The 1,240-nt window shown below is 38.0% G+C and carries 2 protein-coding genes; both read right to left on the reverse strand.

Annotation, left to right across the window (positions count from 1 at the left end; all coding sequences use genetic code 11):
• Window positions 1–63: 63 nt before the first annotated feature.
• Entirely contained in the window at window positions 64–207 is a 144-nt protein-coding gene (locus GQO39_RS08530; protein WP_156851775.1) for a TrwH protein, read from the reverse strand.
• 169 nt (window positions 208–376) lie between these two features.
• A partial coding sequence (locus tag GQO39_RS08535) for a TrbL/VirB6 family protein (RefSeq protein WP_246668564.1) occupies window positions 377–1,240 on the reverse strand: 864 nt, incomplete at its 5' end.

Below are 1,240 nucleotides of genomic sequence, written 5' to 3' on the forward strand. Positions count from 1 at the left end.
CACGGCTTTCTTCATAATAACTGTTAAGTTTTTCGGCTTTTACTGGTTTAGCTTGTTTTTCTTTCATATGACTCCTCGCTGAATTTCGGCAGGGACTGTTTTATTAACAGGCACACGGTTCCAATTACTTGGCTGCTTTGGCTTTGGAGCCAATACGCAAGCCGATAAAAGACTTGTAATCAGAATTGCAATAATGATTTGTTTCATTATAACACTCCTCTTTCTCTACTGTAAATATTTATCTAACACATTATTATCATTATTTCAATTTTGAATAGAAAATATGTGGCTTGTTATTATTGTTATTTTCTTAATTTCATTTTTGTTTACGGAAACGATTAACTGTAGAACGTGTATCTTTTACTATGCTAATGGGTTATCTGGTTGTGCGGCTGTTCCGTGAAGGTATGCTTCCTGTGGCATTTAATCTCCAAAGATGTCCAAATGTAACGCCTTTTGCCAAAGCACTGGCAATGCTTGATAGTTTGAACAACAATATGATGGAAATAATAGATAAGATGAGAGCACCACCAAGCGCATGGCCTACATTCTGTTGTCCATTGAATTTCAGATCGGACATATAATTTGCAAAGATACTCATCATGAGACTAAATACGGTAGCTAGAAGTACGATGAGAATTGTGTAGCTTAAGATTTGGGCAATCCATTGCTCAAAAAAGCGATAGGTTGATTGCCAGAGCAAGGTAATGATAAAGAGTGGTCCGAGGCCTACGAGTAATACAAGTGCGATTTTTGCTATTAAAATGAATGCACCGCCAATTGCAGCTAGGAAGCTTGTTGCAAGCAAGATGAGGATACCGAAGAGACCGTACAGCAGTCCATCAGCATTCAAGAAAGCAGCTTCTTCGAAAGCTTCGCTTGCACGTTCGAAGCCTTTTCCAGCGACTTTGTCAATTAAATTGATTAAGTTGTTGTTATCTGGTGGATTGTTTATGAGTGCCTTTGACAAGTCATGAGGCATTTCTATTATAAAATTTGCAACCTCTGGCTGATAAAGTCCTGTAGTCAGTGCAATTGAAGTAATAATGCTTATTCTCAAGCAACGGCTTAAGAATTCAGAGACTGGCATATCTATCGCACCACGCATGACGAGCCATCCATATATGATAAAAGCGATGGTGAGACCGATTGATACGAAGGGAGTAATCGTGATAATTGCTTTTGAGGAAATTTCTGTGACATATGTTTTTGTTGCATTATCAATGTGATTGAAAAGTTG

This window comes from Bartonella refiksaydamii, assembly GCF_902652675.1.
GTDB lineage: Bacteria > Pseudomonadota > Alphaproteobacteria > Rhizobiales > Rhizobiaceae > Bartonella > Bartonella refiksaydamii.

Coding starts and splice junctions, on each gene's coding strand:
- GQO39_RS08530 (WP_156851775.1), bottom strand. CDS start 207: ATGAAACAAATCATTATTGCAATTCTGATTACAAGTCTTTTATCGGCT.